The sequence below is a fragment of the Pseudomonas orientalis genome, assembly GCF_002934065.1.
GTDB classification, from domain to species: domain Bacteria; phylum Pseudomonadota; class Gammaproteobacteria; order Pseudomonadales; family Pseudomonadaceae; genus Aquipseudomonas; species Aquipseudomonas orientalis_A.
On sequence record NZ_CP018049.1, the window covers coordinates 4,459,393 to 4,482,414 of the forward strand.

Sequence of the window (23,022 nt, forward strand, 5' to 3'; positions counted from 1 at the left end):
CATAAACACTTGAAAATCAAAAACCTGGACAACCCGGGGATTCTCACTGCACCGTCCTGGTGCGCGTAATCACCGGAGTTTCGCCGCACGCTTCATGGCGATGCGACCTCTGACTATCACCAGCATAGTCAGAGTTGATTTCACTGCCCGCCCGCACCTGCGGATAATCATCTCCATCGGCTGAAAAGGACATGTCCTACAGCTAAACCCTTTGCACAGCCAGTACCGTGTCAGCTCGTGTACTGATCGGCTCCTCGATCTTCCCTTTCAGCCACCCTATTCGGGTGGCTTTTTTTTGGGCGCACACAAAGCGCGCGGCACGTTGCGAACATTGGCGGGCAGCCCAAACAAAATCGGCCGACCCAAAGGTCAGCCGATGTGCTGTGTTGCTCATAAACGCTACATGGGTAACCCACGCACCTCCTGCTTGACGCCCCAGCCTTCGATGATCCCGCCAAGCGGCTCTACCACTGCCTCAAAGTCCTGCTCGAAGTCTCCTATACCGTCGTAGGTTGCAGACATGATTTTGCTCAACTCCAAGTACCAGGCACCATCGTCGCGTGCGCTGACCTGGGCGTTCAGCGATTCTCCACGAAATCGACCCGCAGCCCTGCGCGCCCGTTCTTCATCAGGAAAAATGGCGTAGAACTCGATGGGGTGAAAGCGTGAGAAGTCGAAGCCGCCTTCTTTCATGCGGCGCAGAACGTTGGTGCTGATGTCTTCTTGATAGGCTGTGCTCATGAAACGTCCTCCTCAGACTGATGGATAGACTTTCCGTGCTTCCTGAAGCTGAAGCCCGCGCGCTACTGGCGCGGGTACCACGGCAATGACCACCGCAGGAAAACAAGCATGTAGCTGACAAGACCAGACCTGAGCGATTGATTCGCTGATCTCGATTGCAGAGTAGCGCGAAGCTACCACCTGCACCAGAGGCGCAAGGATGCCGTGCAGGGAATATTCAGGCGGCGGGTTCGACCCTGAGGTCTTTGATACCGTTTTGGTCGTGCAAGCTCTTGACCGTAGGATCGGGAACACGATCGGCAAGATCGTTGAGGTCCAGCTTTTCCAATACCGGCGACACGCGTACACGCACCAGCTGTGCAGCCTCTTCCAGCGTCGGCTCATGATCGCAGTCAAATTGCTCGACTACCGGCTCACCACGGTCATTGATGAAAGAAATGTTCCACTTCGGCATCGGTGCCTCCTCGATAAAACCCATGTGTGGGCTCACATCTATCTGGACCTTGAGGCTTCACCAAACGTTCCACTCAAGGCAGGAGGCACAGGATTCGCCGCGCTTACTTCTCGGCGTGTTCCTTCAAGGCTTTCAAGGTGTTGAACGGCGCGTCCACCACAAACTTGTTGGCCAACCACGACGGCACGCTGCCGCCCGGCTCGGTGTGCACCTGATAGGTCACTTCGGTTTCGTTGGCACCCTTGGGCACCAGCGTCCAGGAACCTTCCACCTGGGCCACCCGCACATAGCCTTTCTCTTCAGGCTTGTAGGTCGGCACACCCTCCAGTTTACGGGTGACGGTACCGTCAGCGGACCGGGTGGTGGTGACATGGATGTACGAATCACGGTCCGTCACCGGGAACGGCGCCTTGAACTGGGTGTAGGTCCAGGCTTCATCGCCTTTCTTGTCGACGAGCTTTTGCGATTTGCACTCATGAATCCACTTGCAGGCACCCGCTACGTCCTCCTGCAGCGCAACGATCTTTGCCACTGGCGCCTTGATCACCGTCACCCCGCGATAGGCCTTGTACTTGGAACCGGCCACTTCGCTCAGGGACACCTTGATCCCGTCCTCGTCCTTGGCCACTTGCCAATCCTCGGCCTGGGCAGCGCCCGCGAACATCATTGTAAAACCGCAGACCACAGCCATTCGTTTCAGCGAACCCATCGATGTATTCCTTATTGTTGAAGTTCCGATAGTAAAGCCCATCAAGCCGCCGTCATCTGCTCCCACCAGCCGATCAAGCGGATGGCATCGGCCTGGTTGCTGCCGCAGACGTCGATATCTGCCTTGAAATCGCTGCACACCGCCGGTCGCTCCGGTTGGCCGAACAGTTGGCACAGGTGTTCGACCGACAAGTGCAGGCAGCGTTCTCCCGCGGGTTTGCCCTGGGGCATTCCCGGCAGCGGCGAACTGATGGAGGGAGCGATGCAGCAAGCGCCACAGCCTTCACGGCATTTCATGACCAGCAGGTCCTCGACGACTCAATGGGATGGCCGGGCTAGAGTACGCCCTTAAACAGCCGTTTTAAAATGGTCCAACAGGGGTTTTTCGTACAAAACACAGGTGACCGACCAGTCTGCGACAGATGGTCGGGAGCGTGAGTCACTGAGAGTCAGACGTTTATTGCTTGAATTCGAAATCCAGCGCGGCACCTTCCACGTCACGCCGCTCTTCGTTACGCAATTGCAGCTTCATCTCGTTGCTGAGCAAGCGGCCATTGATCTGGAATGCGCTGTTGTCGGAAGGTCTTTCACTGAACATCGGTGGCAATAGCGGCACGCTCTTGGGCTTGGGCATGGTGCCGATGGGTTGCAACAGCCTGACCATGTCCGATGGCAAAGACAGGTCCAACTGTGCCGGTGGCAGCTTGGTCTGGGCGACTTCGCGGGCGGACTTGGACTTGCTCGCTATCGGTGCGCGTTTTTTAGACTTGGCGGTTTTTTTCTTCGTCTGCGGCGCTTTCTTTACCGCGGCCGGTTTTTGCGCAGCGGTGTTCTGCTCGGCACTCGCGGCAGTATGGGATTGCGTGACGGGCGATGCCGCCAGCGCAGTGCCAACATTGCACAGGCTTAACAAGCCAATCATCCAGACAGCGCGAAAAATAGATGTCATATCGCCAACAGCATTAACGGCAGAAGGCCATATGCTCGCTTGTTGTGCGTGGCATGACAAGCACGCAGATCAATCTTGTCCCCATTGCCCCGCTCAAAAGCCCGTTGCCGTCTCCTGGCACAACTGGCTGGCAAGCATGCCGAGGGTCATCAGCGCACGCTCTGCCTCGCGGTTCCACGGGGTGCCGCAATTGAGCCGGATACAGTGGTTGAACTGCTCCGTATTACTGAAAATCAGCCCTGGGGCGATGCTGATGCCCTGTTGCAGGGCGCGCACGTGCAGTTCCTGGGTATTGACCCTCCCCGGCAAACTGACCCACAAGATAAAGCCGCCGGTCGGGCGGGTCATCTGTGTACCTTCGGGGAAATACTGCTGCACTGCCAGTTGGAAGGCGCTGAGGTTCTTGCGGTATTCCTGGCGAATGTAACGCAGGTGCCGGTCGTAACCGCCATTCTCCAGGTAAGCCGCAACGCCCATCTGGGTGACGCTGCACGCCGAGTGGGTGCTGAACATCTGCAGGCGCTGGATTTCCTGCTGGTATTTGCCGGCGATCATCCAGCCGATGCGCACGCCGGGGGACAAGGTCTTGGAAAAACTCGAGCAATAGATGACCCGGTCAAGCCGGTCATAGGCTTTCAGGGCCTTGGTGCGACCCAGTTCGAACATCAGCTCGCCGTAGATATCGTCCTCGACGATCTGGATATCGAAATCCGAGGCCAGGCGCAGCAACTGCTTCTGCCGCTCTTCGGGCATGGTGCCGCCCAACGGATTGCTCAGGCGCGTGGTCAGCACCAGCGCCTTGATCGACCACTGATTGGCAGCCAGTTGCAGGGCTTCCAGGCTCATTCCGGTGGCCGGGTCGCTGGGAATTTCGATGACCTTGAGGCCCAGCAGATCGGCCAGTTGCAGCAAACCGTAATAGGTCGGTGACTCGGCGGCGATCAAGTCGCCGGGGCGCGTCAGCACCCGCAGGGACATCTGCAAGGCGTCGACGCAGCCGTGGGTGATCACCACTTCGGAGGGGTCCACCACTACACCGGCATCGCGCATGCGAATCGCCACCTGACGACGCAGCGGTTCAAAGCCCGGGCTGAACATGTAGCTGAAAGCACGCGGGCTCTGGAAGCGCGTGACCTTGGCCAGTTGCTGGTGCAGCGCCCGTACCGGCAGGTAATCCACACTCGGCACCGCCGCGCCCAAGGGGAACACGCCTTCGCGGCGCGACTCGACCAGCACTTGCTGGATGATGCTGCTGCGGGTGACCAGCCCCGGGCGTTCAACCCGCGCGATGTCCGGCGTCGGCGCCGTGAGTGCCGGTGTCTGGTGCACGTAATAGCCCGATTGTGGCCGCGCCCGGATCAGCCCCTGGTCTTCCAGGTTGGCATAGGCCTGCAATACCGTGGCATGGCTCACATTGAGCTGAGAGCTCATCTTGCGCACCGAAGGCACACGCTCCCCCGGCTGATAGACACCACGCCGGATGTCCTCAGCCAATTGCTGGGCAATACGTTGGTAGAGCAACAGATTGGTCATGACGCAGCACTCGATTTCACGGGGTATTTTATTTTTGTGTGAAACATACCGGCACAGTTTAGAAGTGTACGGGGACAGTTGCCACAATAGTCGAGCACGGGCCGCAGTGACAGAAAAAACTGTAAGGGCGTACACCTGACGAAATGTGGGAGGGGGCTTGCCCCGATGGCGGCCTCTGGGCCAACCAGGATGTTGGTGTCGATCCCGGTCCAAATGTGGGAGGGGGCTTGCCCCCGATGGCGGCCTCTGGGCCGACCAGGATGTTGGATCAGATCGAGTACATATCCGTTTCTGCGGTAACGGCTACTTAGGGTTCCGCCCTGACGGCGGGTCACTTTGGAAAAGCCCCAAAGTAACCAAAGGGCTCTTGCCCCACCACTCGGCACCTCGCCTAGGCTCGGTGTGCCCTCTCTCCGGCTTGAATCCGTGGGCCGCCGCAATGGGCCATCCCTGGCCCAGTGCGGCTAACCCGGCGTCCTGCCGGGTTACCCACGGATTCAAGCCTGCGTTCGGCCAGCGTGGTTTAACGGGGCGCCTGAGATCAAGATCAAAAGCAGATCAAGATCAAGATCAAGAGCGACTCGCTTCGCATCGTGGTTACGGTTGGGCGCTACAGAGTTGTGTAGATGCCTATGCCCCGATGAGGGAGTGTCAGTAGACACATCTGTGATTGGACCCCTGCAATCGGGGGCAAGCCCCCTCCCACATTTTGATCCGGGCCTGGTTCTTAGCGAGCGGCGCCCAGTTGGCCTTTTTCGTCGGAGAACACAATTTCCACCCGACGGTTCTGCGCACGGCCACGCTCGGAGGCATTGGCCTCCACCGGGTACTTGTCGCCATACCCCTCGACCTGGATGCGTTTTTCGTCGATCCCCAGGTCAATCAGCACATCTGCCACCGACTGGGCACGGTCACGGGACAGGTTCAGGTTGTCACGTTCGCCCCCGGTATCATCGGTGTAGCCCTCGATGCGCACCTTGCGCCTGGGGTTCAGTTGCAGGAACTGCACGACCTTCAACACCGTACGGTTGGCCGAATTCTGCAACTCGGCTTCGCCGGTATCGAACAAGACATCGCCAAGGGTCATCACCAGGCCACGCTCGGTCTGGGTGGTCAGGCTGGCGATTTGCTGTTCGACCCACTTGCCCTGCTGCTGCACGCTGGCCAACTTGCTTTCACGCAAGGCCAATTGCAGGCGCTGGCGTTCCAGCTCGAGCTTGGCAAGGCGCTCGGCGTTCAGCCCCTGCTCGGTGTGTTCCCGCGCGATGGCGCTGTAGCGTTGGCTCAGGTAGGCGTAATGCACCACGTCGGCGCCGCTGCCCCAGTAGCTGGAGAGGCGATCGGCACGCGCCAGGGACTCCCCGGCGCGGATCACATCCTTGGGCGCGAAGCGCAATACATTGGCGTCTTCCTTGACCGACTGAAAGTCATTGCCGGCCTGTCGCAACGCCTGCTCGCTACTGGGCTGGCTGGCACAGCCGCCCAGCACCGCGCTGCTCAGCAGTAACGCCACACTCACACCGCGGATCATTGGGCTTCTCCCAGCTGCAACTGCTTGCGCAGGCGCGCGATGCGGGTGTTGATCACGTTCAATTGTTCCTGGCTCTTGCCCGTCAGCACCTTGGCCTCGGCCAGACGCGCATCCAGCTCAGCCTGTTCGGCGCGCATGCGTGCGTGTTTGTAGGACTGGTCGGCCATGTTGCCCTGGGCTCTGGCAAATTTTTCTTCAGCCAGTTTCAGCTCGGGCGATTCATCGGTATTGGCGCCGACGGCGTTGGCTTGTTCCAGGGCTTGCTGGGTCAGGCGCATTTGTTCAATCGGCGCAGGATCGGTGGCACATCCCGCCAGGGCGACAACGGCCAGGGCCGCGAAAAGAGGTCGAAGAGTCACTGAAAATCCCTACTTTGTTGGGGTACCGACGGGTTGTTGCAATTGCGCCTTCCAGCGCTCGAGATTGCGCTGCAACGCGGCTTCCGCGGCACCGGACGCGGGCAATTCTGTCATCTTTTTAGCCAGCTGTCCGCGCAGCCACGGATCATTGCAGGCCGAATTGTGGGAGATGGCCAGGTACAGGCCGGGCTGGTCGATCGGCACTTCGCGCGCGACCAGGTCATTGTTCATGCCCAGGGTCTGGGCCATGGCCATGCCGGAATAGCGGCTGGCGAGCACATAGTCCACCTCCCCCAGCAACAGCTTCTGGAAGGCTGGCGTCAGGCTGGGCAGACGCTGCAAGGTCAACTGCTCGCCGGCAAAGGCATCAAACCCGGCACTCAGGCGAGCGCGCTCCGAGGCGGCGCCCTTATGGCCGTGCAAGTCGGCAGCAGTGGTGTAGACCAGGGGCGAGTCCTTGCGTGTCCACACCAGGTAATCGATCTGCATCAACGCCGGGTGGATGTAGTCGAGGTTTTCCAGCTCGCCGAGGTTCAACGGCGCATCGGCGAGGACATCCATGCGCCCGCTGCGCACTTCCTCCAGGGCCATGGTGCGCTTGCCGCCGTAAAGCAGGTCGATTTTCAGGCCCAGGTCCGTGGCTACTTGTTGCAGCACATCGGCGGTGGCGCCGATCAGGTGAGTCGGGTCCTGCGGGTCGCGCCACAGCAACGGCGGTGCATCCGGGCTGCCGGTAATGACCAGGCGCTCGCACTTGCCGGCCGCCAGCGACAAGGTCGGCAGCAGCGTAAGGCCCAGCAGCGGGATCAGGGAACGCAGTTGCATGGCGAGGTGCTCCTACACGTCAAAAAAAAGCCCGGTCACAAGACCGGGCTCTTTATAAGTGAAGCGACTGGATTAGACCAGCTTCTCCAACTCGGGAACGGCTTCGAACAAGTCCGCCACCAGGCCATAATCGGCCACCTGGAAGATCGGTGCTTCTTCGTCCTTGTTGATCGCAACGATCACCTTGGAGTCTTTCATACCGGCCAGATGCTGGATCGCGCCGGAGATACCGACCGCGATATACAGCTGCGGCGCAACGATCTTGCCGGTCTGGCCGACCTGCATGTCGTTGGGTACGAAGCCTGCGTCAACGGCTGCGCGGGACGCGCCGACCGCTGCGCCCAGCTTGTCGGCCAGGGCGTACAGGTGCTTGAAGTTATCACCGTTCTGCATGCCACGCCCGCCGGAAACGACGATCTTGGCAGCGGTCAGCTCCGGGCGATCCGACTTGGCCAGTTCTTCGCCGACAAAGCTGGAAGTACCGGCGTCGTGGGCAGCGGCGACGGCTTCAACGGCAGCCGAACCGCCTTCAGCGGCCACCGGGTCGAAGCCGGTGGCGCGGACGGTGATGACCTTGACCGCAGCGTTGGACTGCACGGTAGCGATGGCGTTACCGGCGTAGATCGGGCGCTTGAAGGTGTCGGCGCTTTCGACCGAGATGATCTCGGAGATTTGGTCAACGTCCAGCTGCGCGGCAACGCGTGGCAGGATGTTTTTGCCGTTGGAAGTGGCGGCAGCCAGGATGTGGCTGTAGCCGGCGCCCAGCTCTGCAACCAGCGGCGCAACGTTTTCCGGCAACTGGTGCGCGTAAGCAGCGTTGTCGGCGTTGAGCACTTTGCTCACACCGGCGATTTTCGCGGAGGCTTCAGCCACCGGGCCAGCGCCCTGACCGGCTACCAGTACGTGGATGTCGCCACCGATTTTAGCGGCAGCGGCCACGGTGTTCAGTGTGGCCGGGGCCAGCACCTTGTTATCGTGTTCGGCGATTACGAGGATAGTCATGTTCAGATCACCTTCGCTTCGTTTTTCAGTTTCTCGACCAGTTCAGCCACCGACTTGACCTTGATGCCGGCGCTGCGTGCAGCCGGCGCTTCGACTTTGACGGTCTTGTTGGTGGAGGCGGTGGAAACGCCCAAAGCGTCCGGAGTCAGCACTTCAAGCGGCTTTTTCTTGGCTTTCATGATGTTTGGCAGGGACGCATAACGCGGCTCGTTCAAACGCAGGTCGGTGGTGACGATCGCCGGCAGTTTCAGCGAAACCGTCTGCGCGCCGCCGTCGATCTCACGGGTGACCGCAACGCTGTCGCCGCTCACTTCCACTTTGGACGCGAAGGTGCCCTGGCCGTAACCGGTCAGTGCAGCCAGCATCTGGCCGGTCTGGTTGTTGTCGCTGTCGATGGCTTGTTTGCCAAGGATCACCAGCTGCGGCTGTTCCTTGTCGACAACGGCTTTGAGCAGCTTGGCAACGGCCAGCGAGGTCAGCTCTTCGGCGGACTCGACCAGGATGGCGCGGTCGGCGCCCAGTGCCAGGGCGGTACGCAATTGCTCCTGGGCAGTGGTGGGGCCGATGGAAACCACGACGATCTCGGTCGCCACGCCTTTCTCTTTCAGGCGTACGGCTTCTTCCACGGCGATTTCACAGAATGGGTTCATCGACATCTTGACGTTAGCAAGGTCGACGCCGGAATTGTCCGCCTTGACGCGAACTTTCACGTTGTAATCGACAACGCGTTTGACAGCTACAAGAACCTTCATGGATTCCTCGTTACTCTCCGGTGAAAAGAAAGTCGCCTAGGCGAACCTGGCGGTTGATGCTCATCGGCACACAAGGGCACCTCCAAAAACCTCGGCGGATGACCTTGCTCACGGGAAGTGATGACCGTTCGTCAGGGGTGACTGAGAGGTCATTCTTTATCGCAGCATGTAAACTGCGCGCCAGTGTCTGGGCACGCGTCACCTGTCTTGCTTTTGGACGTGCTCTTGAAACCTGCAGTCTGCCTACGGTCAGCGCAAAACCGACCGTATATTGACCGGAACGCCTATTCTGGTCAATACGGCAAAATGGTCAGTCATAAGCCGCGTTGCTTTGATTTACCTAGCCTGCGGGCAATTCAAACAAACGTTTGTATTGGACGCTGCCAGTGGTGTAGATATAATGCGCCACCTAGAGAGAAAGGTGGGTCGTGCCGTTGCCGCATGACCACTACCGAACCTCCACCCATTAGAAAAAAAGCCTGTTGAGCCTTGAGTAGGAGATAGCCTGTGGAACGCGAATACATGGAATTCGACGTGGTCATCGTCGGCGCCGGCCCGGCGGGCCTGTCCGCCGCCTGCCGACTGAAGCAGAAGGCCGCCGAAGCCGGTAAGGAAATCAGCGTCTGCGTGGTCGAGAAAGGCTCCGAAGTGGGCGCACACATCCTCTCCGGTGCCGTGTTCGAACCACGCGCCCTGAACGAACTGTTCCCGGACTGGAAAGCACTCGGCGCCCCGCTCAACACGCCGGTGGTGCGTGACGACATCTATGTACTGCGCAGCGGCGATACCTCCACCCGGGTTCCCGACTTCTTTGTGCCCAAGACCATGCACAACGAAGGCAACTATATTATTTCCCTAGGCAATCTGTGCCGCTGGCTGGCCCAGCAGGCCGAGAACCTGGGCGTGGAAATCTACCCAGGCTTCGCCGCCCAGGAAGCGCTGTTCGATGAAAACGGCGTGGTGCGCGGCATCATCACCGGTGACCTGGGCGTGGACCGCGAAGGCAAGCCCAAAGAAGGCCTGTATACCCCGGGCATGGAGCTGCGCGGCAAGTACACCCTGTTCGCCGAAGGCTGCCGCGGGCATATCGGCAAGCAACTGATCCAGCGCTTCAACCTGGACAGCGACGCCGATGCCCAGCACTACGGCATCGGCCTCAAGGAAATCTGGGAAATCGATCCGGCCAAACATCAGCCGGGCCTGGTGGTGCACACCGCCGGCTGGCCGCTGGACATCATGGGCAACGAGAACACCGGTGGCTCGTTCCTGTATCACCTGGAAAACAACCAGGTGGTGGTAGGCCTGATTGTCGACCTGTCCTACAGCAACACCTTCCTGTCGCCGTTCGATGAGTTCCAGCGCCTCAAGCATCACCCGGTGCTGGCCCAATACCTGGAAGGCGGCAAGCGCGTCAGCTATGGCGCCCGCGCGATCTGCAAAGGCGGCCTGAACTCGCTGCCCAAGATGGTCTTCAAGGGTGGCGCGCTGATCGGTTGCGACCTCGGCACCCTGAACTTCGCCAAGATCAAGGGCAGCCACACCGCGATGAAGTCCGGCATGCTCGCCGCCGACGCAGTGGCCGACCGCCTGTTTGCCGAGTCCGAAGGCGGTGACGAACTGACCGCGTATGTCGACGGTTTCAAAGCCAGCTGGTTGTACGAAGAACTGTTCGCCAGCCGCAATTTCGGCCCGGCGGTGCACAAATTCGGCGCCATCGTCGGCGGCGGCTTCAACTGGCTCGACCAGAACATTTTTGGCGGCAAAATTCCTTTCACCCTGCACGACACCAAGCCGGACTACGCCTGCCTCAAGCTGGCCAAGGACAGCCAGAAGATCGACTACCCCAAACCCGACGGCAAGCTGAGCTTCGACAAACTGAGCTCGGTGTTCATCTCCGGCACCAACCACGAAGAAGAACAGCCGTGCCACCTCAAGCTCAAAGACCCGAGTATCCCGATCGGCACCAACCTGCCGCTCTACGATGAACCGGCGCAGCGTTACTGCCCGGCCGGCGTGTATGAGGTGGTGACTAAAGAAGACGGCGAAAAGCGCTTCCAGATCAACGCCCAGAACTGCGTGCACTGCAAGACCTGTGACATCAAGGACCCTTCGCAGAACATCACCTGGGTAACCCCGGAAGGTGCGGGCGGGCCGACTTACCCGAATATGTAAATCAAATGTGGGAGGGGGCTTGCCCCCGATGGCAGTGTGTCAGTCAGCCTATCTGTGGCTGAACCACCGCTATCGGGGGCAAGCCCCCTCCCACATTTTTAACCTGATTGTGTCAGGGACGCTCAAGCGGCCCGTTCTTCGCCGGGGTTACGCAGGAAGTAGCGTTTGTACTCGCGACTGAACTGCGACGTACTCTGATACCCCACGCCATGCGCCGCCTGCGCCACGCTCACCCCCTCCACCAGCAGCAGTTGCTGGGCCTTCAATAGCCGCAGGCGCTTGAGATACTGCACCGGCGACAACAAGGTGCAGCGCTTGAAGTGTTCGTGGAAGGTCGACGCACTCATGTGCGCAAAACCGGCCAGCGTCTCGATATTCAGCGGTTCGGCGTAATGGGCATGCAGGTGGTTCAGGGACGTGGCAATCCGCGAAAACTGCCCTTGCTGTTCCACCAATGCACGTAACACATCGGCCTGGGGACCGCGCAGTGCAGTGAACAATAATTCGCGCACCCGCGCAGGGCCCATGATCCGGCTCTCCAGCGGATCGTGCAGGCACTGCAACAGCCGTTCGACACACCCGCGCATGGCGTCATCGAGCACCACCGAACTCATCGACTCCAGGGTCTGCGCCGCCGGCGGCGGTCCGGCTTGCATGCCCATCGCCATGACCAATTCCCCCAGCACCACGCGATCAATCCCCACCGTCACGCCGAGCAAAGGCGCCCCGGGGGCCATGGCAAAGGTCTCGCATTCGAACGGCACCGGCATGGCCTGGATCAGGTAGTGCCCGGCGCCGTACTCCAGCGTACGCGGGCCCAGATAGGCGACCTTGCTGCCCTGAGCCACGAACATCAGGCTCGGCTCGTAGATCTGCGGCCCACGCGCCACGTCGCAACTGGCACGCAACACCTTTACGCCAGGCAAGTGAGTCGGCGAAAAGCCGTCGCGGGAGGCAAGCCCCTCGATCAGGGAAACCAGGGTGGCGTTAGCGTCGAGATGGCGGGTCAACAGCATGGCAAAAAACTTCGCGAAAAAGGGATAAGAACATCATCGCAGGTCTGGCGCCACATGCATCCAAACAAGGGGCACTGTCGGACGAATAGGCATGAGACTCGGAGCAATCGCCATGGCCGTCCACAGGGTCAGTGAGGAAAATGGCCCGCCTCACTTTTCAATGCATTTGCGAGGTTTCCTCATGTACACAGCGATCGGTTACGCCGCCCAGTCGGCCACCACTCCCCTCGCCCCCATGTCGTTTGAACGCCGCAGCCCGCGCGCCGATGACGTGGCCATCGAGATTCTTTACTGCGGCGTGTGCCACTCCGATATCCACCAGGCGCGCAACGAATGGGGCATCGCGGTGTACCCGCTGATGCCCGGCCACGAAATCGTCGGCAAGGTCACTGCCGTCGGCGCCAGCGTCACCTCCCATAAAGTCGGCGACCTGGTGGGCGTGGGCTGCATGGTCGATTCGTGCCGCCACTGCGACGCCTGCAAATCGGATCTGGAGCAATACTGCCTCGAAGGCCCGACCATGACCTACGCCACCCCGGACCGCGTGGACGGCAGCAACACCATGGGCGGTTACTCCGACAGCATCGTGGTCAGCGAACACTTCGTGGTGAAGATCCCGGCCAAGCTCGACCTGGCCAGCGCTGCGCCGATTCTCTGCGCGGGCATCACCACCTATTCGCCGCTCAAGCACTATGGTGTGAAGGCCGGCGACAAGGTCGGGATTCTCGGCATGGGCGGCCTGGGCCATATGGGTATCAAGTTCGCCAAGGCCATGGGCGCCGAAGTGACGCTGTTCACGCGCTCGGCAAGCAAGGCCGAAGAAGGCCGTCGCCAGGGTGCCGACCATGTGATCGTGTCCACCGATGCCGAACAGATGAAAGCCGCCGCCGGGCATTTCGACTTCCTGCTCGACACCATCCCGGTGCAGCATGACCTGAACCCCTACCTCGACGTGCTGCGCTTTGACGGCGTGCATATCCTGGTCGGCCTGATCGAGCCGGTGGACCCGCCCGTCAATGCCGCCAAACTGGTATTGGGCCGTAAAGTGCTGGCCGGCTCGTTGATCGGCGGCATTGCCGAAACCCAGGAAGTCCTGGATTTCTGCGCCGAGCATGGAATTACCTGCGACATCGAGATGCTCGACATCCGCCAGATCAACGAGGCCTACGCCCGCATGATCGCCGGCGATGTGAAGTATCGCTTCGTCATCGACATGGCGACCCTGAAGGCCTGATCAGGCCTTCGCGCCCAGTTGCGCCGAGAGCCGGGCCGCGACCTGTTTGATCACAGGGATCAGCTCGGCCATTTTCTCCAGCGGCATGTAGGGCACGGTACTGGCGATGCTGATGCCGGCGACGATTCGCCGGCTGGCATCGCGCACCGGTGCCGCGACGCAACGGATCGACGGTTCGTTGTCTTCCAGATCGAACGCATAGCCGCCCACCACGTATTCATGCATGCGCTGCTCGAACTGCGCCCAGGACTGCTCGGGGTGCTGCGGCCATTGCAGGTTCCTGCCCCCCGCCGGCAGGCTGACGTCGTACAGGCGCTGCCATTCCTCCACGCTGTCATCAAGCATCAACGCCTTGCCGATGCCGGTGCGCGCCAGTGGCATGCGATGGCCCACCCGCGAGCGCATTTCCGGACCGTTGCGGCCGGGGTTCTTGTGCAGGTAGAGCACTTCGTCGTATTCGCGAATCGCCAGGTGGATAGTGTCGCCGGTGAGGGCCGACAACTCGTCCAGGTAGGGCACGGCCAGGTTTACCAGCGGCAGTTCTTCGCGCGCCTGGAACCCCAGTTCGATCAGCTTGGGGCCCAGCAGGTAACCGACTTGCGGAACCACCCGCAGGTAACGCTCCTCCACCAGGCAACTGGCCAGGCGGTGAGTGGTGCTGCGGGTGGTACCGATACGGCGGGCGATCTCTTTCAGATCCCGCGCACCGGCCGCCACCGCCTGCACCACGCCCAGGCCACGCAGCAGGGTCTGGGTGCCGGTGGGGGCGGTGTCTTTGACGGGGGAGTGAGCGTTTTCCTGCATATCGGGCCTATTGGGAAGTACGAAAACGGCGCCATTATGGCAAAAGCTGCCCGTCTGAACACAGGGCATCCAATGTGGGAGGGGGCTTGCCCCCGATAGCGGTGGGTCAGCTTGCACATCTGCCCCCTGATAGACCGCCATCGGGGGCAAGCCCCCTCCCACATGTTGATCCTCATATGGCTTGGGATCAGCGTTGCTTCATGCGGTCGATGATGACGGCCAGCAACAGGATCGAACCGCGAATCACGTACTGGTAAAACGTGTCGATGTTCTTCAGGTTCATCGCGTTCTCGATGATCGCCAGGATCAACACCCCGGCAATCACATGGCGAATCATGCCGATACCACCGCTCAACGACACCCCGCCCAGCACGCACGCCGATATCACGGTCAGCTCGAAACCCTGGCCGATCATCGGCTGGCCGGAGGTCATGCGCGAAGCCAGGATCACGCCGGCCAGTGCGCCGATCAGGCCGTGTACGGCAAAGATGATGATCTTGGTGCGATCAACGTTGACCCCCGCCAGCAGCGCCGCTTCCTGGTTACCGCCGATGGCCATGGTGTTGCGCCCATAGGTGGTGTAGTTGAGCAGCCAGCCAAAGAACACAAAGCACAACACGGTAATGATGATCGGCACCGGCACGCCCATCAGTTGGCCGTTGCCGAACACGAAGAAGCCTTCATCCATCACCCCCACCGCCTTGCCGTTGGAGAAGATGTAGGCCAGGCCGCGCACGATCTGCATGGTCGCCAGGGTCGCGATCAGCGCGTTGATGCGCAGCTTGGCGATGACGATGCCGTTGATCAGCCCCACCACCAGGCCCATGGCCAGGGCCGCCGACACGCCGAGCATCACGCTGTCGGTGTCGCGGATCACGATGCCCGCCACCACGCCGGCGCAGGCGATCACCGAGCCCACCGACAAATCGAAGTGCCCCGACGCCAGGCAGAACAGCATGGTGCATGCGGCGATGCCCACCGTGGAAATCGCCAGGCCCAGCCCGCGCATGTTCAGCGGCGAAAGGAAGTTGTCGATGAACAGCGCACTGAGCACGAAGATGCCCAAGGCGGCCAACAGCATCACCCAGTCGTCGAGAAACTTGCGTTGATTGAACCCTGGCCAGAAGCCTTTTGCCGTTTTTACCTGAGACATACCTGCGTCCTCTTGTTCTTCAAGCCCGCGTACGCGGAAGTGCCAGTTGCAGCAGTCGTGCTTCATCTGCCTGGTCGCGAGGTAACTCGCCCGTGAGGGTGCCTTCGCTCATCACCAGGATGCGGTCGGAAATACCCATGACCTCCATCAGGTCGCTGGACACCACGATGACTGCGATGCCGTTGGCTGCCAGGTTGTGGATGATCTGATAGATCTCCGATTTGGCGCCGATGTCGATACCGCGCGTGGGCTCATCCAGCAGCAGCACCTTCATCGGCATCGACAGCCAGCGGCCGAGAATGGCTTTCTGCTGGTTGCCGCCGGACAGGTACATGATTTTCTGTTCGGCGCTGGGCGTCTTGACCTTCATCGCCTTGATCTGATGCTCGGCGTTGCCCTTTTCCCAGCCATCGCGCAACAGCCAGCCGAACGCCGAATGCGCGCCCCGGGCACTGATGTTGATGTTTTCGGCGACGCTGGACAGCGGAATGATGCCCTCCTTCTTGCGGTCTTCCGGGCACAGCAGCACGCCGGCCGCGATGGCATCGCGCGGTGAGCGCAATTGCAGCGGCTCACCGCACAACTCCAGGTGGCCGGCGCTGGCACGCTCCAGGCCGCTGAGCAGGCGGAACAGTTCCGTGCGCCCTGCCCCCACCAAGCCGAACAGGCCGAGGATTTCGCCTTTGCGCACGTTGAAACTGATCGGCTCGCGCAGGCCGGGACCGAGCAGGCCGTCGACCTTGAGCGCCACTTCGCCGTGCTCGCGCGGGCGGTAGTCGTAGATGTCCTGGATATCGCGGCCGACCATGCAGGTCACCAACTGATCGTGGCTCAGCGCGCTCATGTCCTCGAAGGTGCGCACGAAGCGCCCGTCCTTGAACACCGTCACCGCAGTGCAGATACGGAACACTTCTTCCATGCGGTGGGAGACATAGAGCACCACTTTGCCCTCATCGCGCAGGCGCGCAATGATCGCCATCAAGCGATCGATTTCGCGGGCGGACAGGCTGCTGGTCGGCTCATCGAAGGCAATCACATGGGCGCCACGGGACAGCGCTTTGGCGATTTCCACCAGTTGGCGCTGGCCCAGGGACAGGCGCCCTAGCTTTTCCTGGGGATCGATTTCATCGGCCAGGCCCTTGAGGCACGCCAGCGCCTGCTGGCGCAGCACACCGCGGTTGACCACGCCAAAACGCGACGGCAGATGCCCGAGGAACAGGTTCTCGGCCACGGTCATTTCCGGCACCAGGTGCAGCTCCTGGTGAATCACCGCCACGCCGCTGGCAATGCTGTCGGCGGCGTTCTTGAAGGCCATGACCTGCTCGCCGATCTGCACCGTGCCGCTGCTGGGAATATAGGCACCACCGAGGATCTTCAGCAGCGTCGATTTACCCGCACCGTTCTCGCCCATCAGGGCGTGCACTTGCCCCGGGTGCGCGGTGAAGCTGATGCCATCGAGCGCCTTGACCCCAGGAAAGGTTTTGCCGATACCGTCAAAACGCAGGGCCGCAGCGGTCATTTCCACAGCCCGATCTTGGTCAGTTCTTCCTGGAAGTTGGCGCGGGTGATCAGGGTCACTTCGTCCATGGCGGTGTATTTGGCGGGCTCTTTACCGGTGGTGACCCACTCGTACATCGCCAGCGCGGTGTTGTAGCCCTCGATATGCGGGCTTGGCAGCATCGAGCCGAAGAAGCCGCTGTCGGCTTTCTTCAATTCGCCGATGGCGTCGGTGCCATTGATGCCGATGCCGATCACGTTGGCGGCCTTGAAGCCGGCGCTTTCAGTGGCACGTACGCCACCGAGCACGGTGTTGTCGTTCATGCCGCCGATGATCAGGTTTTTCGCGCCGCTGGGCAGCTTGACCAGGGCCGAATTGGTGGCGTCCATGCTGCCGGGCACGTCGAGGGTTTTAAGCGCGGCGGTGAGGATATGGTCCTTGGGAATGCCGGCTTCTTCCAGGGATTTGATCGAGCCGTCGGTGCGTTTCTTGCCGGTGTCGAGTTCGTTGAAGGTGTTGATCACCGCGTAGGTGTCCTTCCAGTCCCAGCCGCGTTTTTTCGCTTCGGCGGCCATGGCGGCGCCCTGTTTCTGGCCCACTTCAAACGCGGCCATGCCCAGGTACGGCACGTCTTCCATGAAGTTGCCCTTGGCATCGACGAAGCGGTCGTCCACGGCCATCACTTTGAGGCCGTTGACCTTGGCCTTGGCGACGATGGCCGGGCCGAGGGACACATCCGGCGGGCAGATCACAAAGCCCTTGGCGCCGTTGGCGGCCAGGCTGTCGATGGCCGACAGGGTTTTCTCGCCATCCGGCACGGCGATCTTGATCACAGTGAAACCGTGCTCCTTGCCGGCTTTTTCGGCGAAGGCCCATTCGGTCTGGAACCAGGGTTCTTCGGCCTGTTTGACCAGGAAGCCGATCTTCACTTCTTCAGCGGATGCGAACCCACTGAACGCCAACGCAAGCGCCACAGCACCGAGTGTCTTCTTGAACATGGACCACCTCATTGTTGTTATTGGAAAACGGTTTAGTCGTGGTACATCACAGACCGCCCGCCATCGATCATCAGGCAGGTGGCATTGATAAAGGGCGCCTCGTCGGTCGCCAGAAACAGCGCGCTCATCGCCACCTCGATGGGCTGGCCGATGCGCTTGGGCGGGTGCAGGTCGAACGCGCGCTGGCGCTCGGCGTGGGGGTCGGGGAACGCGTTCCAGTAGTCGACGTTGAGTTGGGTTTCGATATAGCCCGGGGCGATGGCATTCACGCGGATGCCCTTGGGCGCGTATTCGATGCCAAGGGCGCGAGTAAGGCCGAGCAGGCCGTGCTTGGCCACAGGGTAGGGAAAGCAGCCGGGAATGATGTGGCTGGAGTGGGTGGACGCAATGTTGATGATGTTGCCGATGCCCTGCTCGATCATGTGCGGCAGCACCGCGCGGCAACCGTACCAGGCGCCGTCAAGGTCAATGGCGAAGCAGCGGCGCCAGTCCTCGTCGGTCATTTGCAGCGGGTCGCGAAACACATTGACCCCGGCGCAGTTGACCAGCACGTCCACGCGGCCGAAGCGCTCGATGGCCACATTGACCAGTGCCTGCCATTGCTCTGTGGAAGTGATATCCACGGCCTGCGCGACAATCTCGGCGCCGCGTTCGCGCCAATGGGCCGCGACTTTCTCGACCTTGTCGGCCTGGATATCCGCGATCACCAACCGCGCCTGCTGCGCCTGGAAGCACGCCACGATGGCCTCGCCAATGCCTTGCGCAGCGCCGGTGATGATCACCACCTTATGCTTGAGTCGCTCGCCGTAAGTGGGCTCGGGCACGGCGGGTAGGGACAACGGTTGTGCCTGCATCGCTTCACCTGTTTTATTTTTGGCAGTGAGTGCTGATGCAGGCGACTATAAACCCACAGCTTGAAACATCTCAATATATAAATTTACATCCCACAATGTGAACAAACCTATAAAAAAAACCGGCCGTATAGGGCCGGTTCCACGCGCCTGTCAGCCCTGGGCGAAATCCCTCAGCGCATTGCCTTCCATGCGGTAGCGCACCCACTCTTCCTGGGGCTGCGCGCCGATGGACTTGTAGAACGCAATCGCCGGCTCGTTCCAGTCCAGCACGCTCCACTCGAAGCGCCCGCAGCCGTTGTCGCAGGCGATCCTGGCCAGGTGGCGCAGCAACTTCTTGCCCGCCCCGCCGCCGCGCTGTTCCGGGTTGATATAAAGGTCTTCCAGATACAGACAGTTACTGCCAAGCCAGGTGGAGTAGCTGAAAAAGAACACCGCAAAGCCAATCGGCAGGCCGTCGCGCGAACAGATCAGGCCGTGGGCGGTGGAGCCCTCACTGAACAAACTGCGTTCGATATCCACCACGCTGGCGACCACTTCGTGCCGGGCTTTCTCATACTCGGCCAGTTCAGTGATGAAAGTCAGGATCTGCGCAGCATCGCTGGGTACGGCGGGGCGAATCTCGATGGTCATGGGCGCGCCTTGGGCAAGTTCAAAGCCCACATACTAAGACGCTTTGATGACTGATTGCAGCGCAATTTCCCTATGGCGGGTACACAAATTCTTACAGGCCGCGTAAGACCGTTCGTCGCCATCAAGGCACCAACAGCAAAGTGCGGCTGACCAATCAAGGGTAAGGACATTAATCATATGGAGACACCCTCATGAAAAATTCCAAATTTGCTGCCCTCGCCCTCACCGGCCTGCTGTCTGCTGCATCGTTGAGCGCGTTTGCCGCCACCGCAGCGACCGGCCCGACCGATCCAACGCCTGACGCCACCACCGAATCGCAGAAGTCCATGGGCACCGGTCTCGACACCAATGGCGGCGCGATCATCGACAACACCAATGCCGCCGACCCGCACACCCAGGGTCACGATACCCAGCGCCAGGCACCTGCTGCCGTCGGCAACGGCAAAATGGGCTCATCGGTGAATGAACCGAAGATCAATAAAGGCGACGATTCGAACCTGCCAGGCGCACCAAAACAGCCTGCACCTTGATCCCTGCCTGACACGCTCGACACCCGATCATTTCCCAGTGAAGAGGTACACATGAACGTTGATAGAAACCTTGAACGAGAAGTCCTCACCCGCCTGCTGCACGCTCATCCGCAAGGCTTGGGCAAGGAGGTGCTGGATAACTACCGCGGCGGAAAAGAAGTCGCCAGTGTCTTGGCGTTCCTGCAGGACCGCGGGCTGATCAAGGATGGACATGTGACCACCGACGACGCCGGTGAATATTCGTTGAACCTGCCGATCAAATTGACCGCGTCGGGTGTGGATGAGGCGCGCAAGCTCGAGGGTCAAGGCTTGCAGTGATTTCATTTGTGGTCTGGCCCCGCCGCTGGGGCCGGAAGGAGTTTAGCGATGCCTCGTGGAAGCAAAGCCAAATACACCACCGAACAGAAACGCAAGGCCGCTCATATCGAAGACGGTTATGAGCACAAGGGCCTGTCCAAGGACGAAGCCGAAGCCCGTGCCTGGGCCACCGTCAACAAGCAATCCGGCGGTGGCGAAAAAGCCGGCGGGTCCGGTCAGCGCAAGGCGCCGGCCAAGAAGAAACAGGACCAGCAGGATTCAGCCAAGCGCGCGGCAGCCAGCCGTGAGGGACATCCTCGCGGCAGTCGTGCGTCGCTGGGTACGCAAACCAAGGAAAGCCTGATGAAGGAAGCGCGGGCCAGGAATATTCCCGGGCGTTCCTCCATGCGCAAGGATGAGCTAATCCAAGCGCTGCGCAAGGCCGGTTGAACATAGCTTCAAATGTGGGAGGGGGCTTGCCCCCGATAGCGGTGTATCAGTCAGCTCATCTATAACTGACCCACCGCTATCGGGGGCAAGCCCCCTCCCACATTTTTGTCCGTGTTTACTCAGCTAGCAATGCGTCAACTTCAGAGGTGCCGGGAGAGGTAGCCGGGCCCCAGCGCGTTACTGCCAACGCCGCCGCCGCATTTGCCCGCCGTGCTGCCACGGCCGGCGCTAAACCGTTCACCAATCCCGCAATAAACACCCCAGCATGCGCATCCCCCGCGCCATTGCTGTCCACCGCCTGCACCTTGAAACCCGGCACATGCCTGATGTCGCCCGCCTGCCCTACCCAGCATCCATTCGGCCCATCGCGCACCACCCGCAGGGTCTCGGCAGGCAGGTGCTGGCCCAATTCGGGCAACGCGGCGGCGATGTCCATGGCGCCAGTGAAAGCCAGGGCCTCCGGACCATTGCTGGTCCAGATATCGATACGCGGCAGCAGCGCACGCATCAAGGCCGAGTCCGGCGCCTTGACCAGCGGGCCTGGATCGAACACCACCCCGATCTCGCGCGGCAGCGCCAGCAACCAGTCGATCAGCGCCTGCGCCTTGCCCTCAAGCAGCAGGCTGTAACCGCTGACGTACACATAGTCATCGCCGCGCGGCGCTACCTGGGCCAGGTCATCGGCACTCAATTCCCCCTCGGCGCCGAGGTGGGAAATGAACGTGCGCTCCGTGGTGGCTTCGGTCAGGGAGACGCATAGGCCGGTGTCCTGGCCGCTGCTGGCCGGCAGTGCCATTTCAATGCCTTCTGCCTGCATCGCAGCACGGGCCAGGTCACCAAAGCGGCCGCTGCCGTGACGTCCCAGGTAAACCACCGGCAAACCATTGCGCCGCGCGGCGGCCATGACGTTGAAGCCACCGCCGGCTTCGAAACTGGCCGACCTGGCCAACACGTCGCCCCCGCTCGGCGGCAAGGTATCGAGGGCCATGACCAGGTCGACGATGACCTGTCCGGTGTGCAGCAATCTAGACATTGGGACGCTCGACTAACGCGGGACGTCGATCGGCAGCGCCGCCGAGTACGGCATAGACGCCGCCGGCCACCAGGAAGGTGACAATCCAGCCAAGGCCGTTATGGCCCAGCCAGGAATCGGACAGCGGCCCGGCAAACCAGATGTTTTCGGCGGTGGTGCCGATGGTGGTGAAGCTGAACCCCAGCACGATGGCCAGCGCCCAGGCGCCAAATGCGCGCCACTCCACACCGCCGCGATACCAGTAGGCGCTGCTCGGGCTGACATCCAGCAAATCCTTGGGGCTGTAGTAGTGACGGTGGATCAGGTCGACCACGAAAATCCCCACCCAGGCAGTAATCGGCACCGCCAGCAAGGAGATGAAGGTGATGAACGGACCGTAGAAACTGTCGGCGATCAGCATGAAGTAAATGGAGCCGGCAAAAATCGCCACGATGTCGACGATCACCGCATGCACGCGCTTGACCTTCAGGCCCAGGGTCAGGGTGGTGAGGCCGGCTGAATACACCGACAGGTTGTTCGACAACAGCAGCCCGCCGAACGCGGTGATCAGGTACGGCACTGCCATCCAGGTCGGCAGCATGTCGCGGATCGCAATGATCGGGTCCGTGGCCGAGGCCAGGTCGTTGTTACCCACCGACAGCAAGCCACCGAGGGTGATCAGCAACACCAGCGGGATGCCCGCACCGAACGCGGCGGAGGCCACCAGGCGCACGGCCTTGACGCTGCGGTGCTGGTAACGCGACATATCGGCACCGGCATTGGCCCAACCGATACCGGTACCGGCCGCCATGGTGCCGATGCCGATGATCATGGCGCTCAGCGGCGCCGGCGTGGCGTTGAATACCGCACTCCAGTCGATGGTGGCGCAGAGGAAGCCGCCCACCAGAATATTCAGCGCGCCGAACACGTAGGTCGCCCATTTCTGGATCACCAGCAAGGTGGCATGGCCCAGGCCGGAAACGGCCAGGGTCAGCAGCACGAAAACGGCGATGAAGATCAGGGTGAGCAACGGCGCGCTTTTCGCTTCCACCGGGGAACCAAACAGGATCGAGCACAGCGACAGCAACACAAACGCGGCCGTTGTGGTGTTGACCGTTTCCCAGCCCAGGCGCGACATCAGCGACACCAGGGTCGGCCCGATATTGCCGCGTACGCCGAAGATGGCGCGGGACAAGGTCAGGCTGGGCGCGCGGCCACGGCGACCGGCGATGGAAATGATGCCCACCACTGCGAAGGAACCGGCAGCGCCCAGGATTGCGACGATGATCGCCTGCCAGATGGCCAGGCCGCGAAACGCAACCAGGGTGGCACCCAGCGGCAAGCCGAGGATGCTGATATTGGCCGCGAACCAGACCCAGAACAGTTGCAGCGGATGCCCGTTGCACTCGCCTTCCGGGACCGGCTCGATGCCGCGCGTTTCCAATTGCCCGGCGCTTTGGCCGGAAGAGGTGCTGCTCATGGGGTGGGGCTCCTGGTGCCTGTATTGTTATGGTTGTGGC

At 61.1% G+C, this 23,022-nt stretch carries 25 protein-coding genes; 5 read left to right on the forward strand and 20 right to left on the reverse strand.

What is annotated here, in order from left to right; translation table 11 throughout:
• Nucleotides 1-399: 399 nt before the first annotated feature.
• The 11 genes from BOP93_RS19985 to BOP93_RS20045 all read right to left on the reverse strand — a co-directional run bounded on the left by BOP93_RS19985 (nt 400) and on the right by BOP93_RS20045 (nt 8,854).
• Nucleotides 400-741, reverse strand: coding sequence for a ribonuclease E inhibitor RraB (locus BOP93_RS19985; RefSeq protein ID WP_057721151.1), 342 nt, complete (start codon nt 739-741; stop codon nt 400-402).
• A 217-nt stretch (nt 742-958) separates the two neighbouring features.
• On the reverse strand, nt 959-1,219 hold the full coding sequence (locus BOP93_RS19990; RefSeq protein ID WP_104504390.1) for a hypothetical protein: 261 nt from the start codon (nt 1,217-1,219) through the stop codon (nt 959-961).
• Nucleotides 1,220-1,298: 79 nt separating this feature from the next.
• Entirely contained in the window at nt 1,299-1,904 is a 606-nt protein-coding gene (locus tag BOP93_RS19995) for an START domain-containing protein (protein WP_104504391.1), read from the reverse strand.
• A 41-nt stretch (nt 1,905-1,945) separates the two neighbouring features.
• Nucleotides 1,946-2,200, reverse strand: a complete 255-nt coding sequence (locus tag BOP93_RS20000; RefSeq protein ID WP_104504392.1) for a YkgJ family cysteine cluster protein — start codon at nt 2,198-2,200, stop codon at nt 1,946-1,948.
• 160 nt (nt 2,201-2,360) lie between these two features.
• Entirely contained in the window at nt 2,361-2,852 is a 492-nt protein-coding gene (locus tag BOP93_RS20005) for a translation initiation factor 2 (RefSeq protein WP_104504393.1), read from the reverse strand.
• A 93-nt stretch (nt 2,853-2,945) separates the two neighbouring features.
• Complete coding sequence (locus BOP93_RS20010; RefSeq protein ID WP_104504394.1) at nt 2,946-4,385, reverse strand: PLP-dependent aminotransferase family protein; 1,440 nt, start codon at nt 4,383-4,385, stop codon at nt 2,946-2,948.
• A 727-nt stretch (nt 4,386-5,112) separates the two neighbouring features.
• Nucleotides 5,113-5,916 (reverse strand): OmpA family protein, encoded by an 804-nt coding sequence (locus BOP93_RS20025; protein ID WP_104504395.1) that lies wholly within the window; start codon nt 5,914-5,916, stop codon nt 5,113-5,115.
• Nucleotides 5,913-6,275: a DUF4398 domain-containing protein gene (locus tag BOP93_RS20030; protein WP_104504396.1), complete on the reverse strand. Its 363-nt coding sequence runs from the start codon at nt 6,273-6,275 to the stop codon at nt 5,913-5,915. Before BOP93_RS20030 ends, BOP93_RS20025 begins: the two co-directional genes overlap by 4 nt.
• A 9-nt stretch (nt 6,276-6,284) precedes the next feature.
• Nucleotides 6,285-7,100 (reverse strand): substrate-binding periplasmic protein, encoded by an 816-nt coding sequence (locus tag BOP93_RS20035; RefSeq protein ID WP_104504397.1) that lies wholly within the window; start codon nt 7,098-7,100, stop codon nt 6,285-6,287.
• A 72-nt stretch (nt 7,101-7,172) separates the two neighbouring features.
• A complete protein-coding gene (locus BOP93_RS20040; RefSeq protein WP_104504398.1) occupies nt 7,173-8,102 on the reverse strand; it encodes an electron transfer flavoprotein subunit alpha/FixB family protein in 930 nt (309 codons plus the stop codon).
• 2 nt (nt 8,103-8,104) lie between these two features.
• Complete coding sequence (locus BOP93_RS20045) at nt 8,105-8,854, reverse strand: electron transfer flavoprotein subunit beta/FixA family protein (RefSeq protein ID WP_024076934.1); 750 nt, start codon at nt 8,852-8,854, stop codon at nt 8,105-8,107.
• Nucleotides 8,855-9,361: 507 nt separating this feature from the next.
• Here BOP93_RS20045 and BOP93_RS20050 point away from each other — a divergent pair.
• Nucleotides 9,362-11,026, forward strand: a complete 1,665-nt coding sequence (locus BOP93_RS20050; protein ID WP_104504399.1) for an electron transfer flavoprotein-ubiquinone oxidoreductase — start codon at nt 9,362-9,364, stop codon at nt 11,024-11,026.
• 122 nt (nt 11,027-11,148) lie between these two features.
• On the opposite strand, the gene BOP93_RS20055 is transcribed toward BOP93_RS20050, so the two are convergent.
• Entirely contained in the window at nt 11,149-12,042 is an 894-nt protein-coding gene (locus BOP93_RS20055) for an AraC family transcriptional regulator (protein WP_065932493.1), read from the reverse strand.
• A 181-nt stretch (nt 12,043-12,223) separates the two neighbouring features.
• Here BOP93_RS20055 and BOP93_RS20060 point away from each other — a divergent pair, with 181 nt between their 5' ends.
• Nucleotides 12,224-13,276 carry an NAD(P)-dependent alcohol dehydrogenase gene (locus BOP93_RS20060; protein ID WP_065932499.1) on the forward strand — a complete coding sequence of 351 codons (1,053 nt, stop codon included), beginning with the start codon at nt 12,224-12,226 and terminating at the stop codon, nt 13,274-13,276.
• Here BOP93_RS20060 and BOP93_RS20065 read toward each other — a convergent pair whose 3' ends face one another.
• From BOP93_RS20065 to BOP93_RS20090, 6 genes are all read right to left on the reverse strand, one after another.
• Nucleotides 13,277-14,080 (reverse strand): IclR family transcriptional regulator, encoded by an 804-nt coding sequence (locus BOP93_RS20065; protein ID WP_104504400.1) that lies wholly within the window; start codon nt 14,078-14,080, stop codon nt 13,277-13,279.
• Between the two features lie 187 nt (nt 14,081-14,267).
• Complete coding sequence (araH, locus tag BOP93_RS20070; protein ID WP_065887792.1) at nt 14,268-15,233, reverse strand: L-arabinose ABC transporter permease AraH; 966 nt, start codon at nt 15,231-15,233, stop codon at nt 14,268-14,270.
• A 19-nt stretch (nt 15,234-15,252) separates the two neighbouring features.
• The gene (araG, locus tag BOP93_RS20075; protein WP_104504401.1) at nt 15,253-16,752 is read right to left on the reverse strand and encodes an L-arabinose ABC transporter ATP-binding protein AraG; all 1,500 of its coding nucleotides are present in this window, start codon (nt 16,750-16,752) and stop codon (nt 15,253-15,255) included.
• Entirely contained in the window at nt 16,749-17,729 is a 981-nt protein-coding gene (locus tag BOP93_RS20080; protein WP_104504402.1) for a substrate-binding domain-containing protein, read from the reverse strand. The genes araG and BOP93_RS20080 overlap by 4 nt, the downstream gene beginning before the upstream one ends.
• Nucleotides 17,730-17,761: 32 nt before the next feature.
• Nucleotides 17,762-18,583 carry an SDR family oxidoreductase gene (locus tag BOP93_RS20085; RefSeq protein WP_104504403.1) on the reverse strand — a complete coding sequence of 274 codons (822 nt, stop codon included), beginning with the start codon at nt 18,581-18,583 and terminating at the stop codon, nt 17,762-17,764.
• A 150-nt stretch (nt 18,584-18,733) separates the two neighbouring features.
• Nucleotides 18,734-19,213: a GNAT family N-acetyltransferase gene (locus tag BOP93_RS20090; protein ID WP_065883715.1), complete on the reverse strand. Its 480-nt coding sequence runs from the start codon at nt 19,211-19,213 to the stop codon at nt 18,734-18,736.
• Nucleotides 19,214-19,404: 191 nt separating this feature from the next.
• Between BOP93_RS20090 and BOP93_RS20095 the strand changes: the two genes are divergently transcribed.
• Genes BOP93_RS20095 through BOP93_RS20105 form a run of 3 tightly spaced genes read left to right on the forward strand, consistent with a single transcriptional unit; the run spans nt 19,405 to nt 20,490 of the window.
• On the forward strand, nt 19,405-19,743 hold the full coding sequence (locus BOP93_RS20095; RefSeq protein WP_104504404.1) for a hypothetical protein: 339 nt from the start codon (nt 19,405-19,407) through the stop codon (nt 19,741-19,743).
• A gap of 51 nt (nt 19,744-19,794) precedes the next feature.
• Nucleotides 19,795-20,061, forward strand: coding sequence for a hypothetical protein (locus tag BOP93_RS20100; protein WP_065883719.1), 267 nt, complete (start codon nt 19,795-19,797; stop codon nt 20,059-20,061).
• Nucleotides 20,062-20,109: 48 nt separating this feature from the next.
• Nucleotides 20,110-20,490 (forward strand): Rho termination factor N-terminal domain-containing protein, encoded by a 381-nt coding sequence (locus BOP93_RS20105; RefSeq protein ID WP_104504405.1) that lies wholly within the window; start codon nt 20,110-20,112, stop codon nt 20,488-20,490.
• Between the two features lie 115 nt (nt 20,491-20,605).
• On the opposite strand, the gene BOP93_RS20110 is transcribed toward BOP93_RS20105, so the two are convergent.
• Both BOP93_RS20110 and BOP93_RS20115 read right to left on the reverse strand, forming a co-directional pair.
• Nucleotides 20,606-21,523: a PfkB family carbohydrate kinase gene (locus BOP93_RS20110; RefSeq protein ID WP_104504406.1), complete on the reverse strand. Its 918-nt coding sequence runs from the start codon at nt 21,521-21,523 to the stop codon at nt 20,606-20,608.
• Nucleotides 21,516-22,982: a purine-cytosine permease family protein gene (locus tag BOP93_RS20115; protein WP_104504407.1), complete on the reverse strand. Its 1,467-nt coding sequence runs from the start codon at nt 22,980-22,982 to the stop codon at nt 21,516-21,518. Before BOP93_RS20115 ends, BOP93_RS20110 begins: the two co-directional genes overlap by 8 nt.
• Between the last annotated feature and the right edge of the window lie 40 nt (nt 22,983-23,022).